This is a genomic window from Silvania confinis, assembly GCF_025564085.1.
Taxonomy (GTDB): domain Bacteria; phylum Pseudomonadota; class Gammaproteobacteria; order Enterobacterales; family Enterobacteriaceae; genus Enterobacter; species Enterobacter confinis.
On the sequence record NZ_JAMGZJ010000025.1, the window covers coordinates 1 to 408 of the forward strand.

1 protein-coding gene is annotated in these 408 nt (G+C 61.3%); it reads left to right on the forward strand.

The annotated features are described in order from the left end of the window. Positions 1-265 precede the first annotated feature (265 nt). On the forward strand, positions 266-408 hold a 143-nt coding region (locus M8013_RS23580), incomplete at its 3' end, for a DUF6160 family protein (RefSeq protein ID WP_418939512.1).

Genomic DNA, 408 nt, shown 5'->3' on the forward strand with positions numbered 1-408 from the left:
GGGTAAAAGCCTGGGACTGCTGAGCGAGGCGTGAGCGGCAGCCGCCATCGCTCCATCCCTTGGATGGGCTGGCGGCGGAAGGGGTGGCCCAGTAGCTTGGAATCCAGGACGAGAGAGCATGAGGCTCTACCGAATCCATGTCCGGGACACCTAGGGAAGCAGTACCGGACCTGGAGACCGGCGAGATGCCGGTCGATCTGCCGGGGACAGGATGCAAACGGCAGTGCCCTGGGGCAAACCACACCTGAACACTGGAGAAATAACAATGAAAAAGCACCTGTTCCTTGCAACTGCTGTTCTGGCTGCTCCCTTGCTGGCGCATGCCGACCTGAAAGCCATGGACGATGGCGCGCTGTCCGACGTGACCGGCCAGGCAGGCATCAGCATTTCCGGTACTTTCCAGGGCTC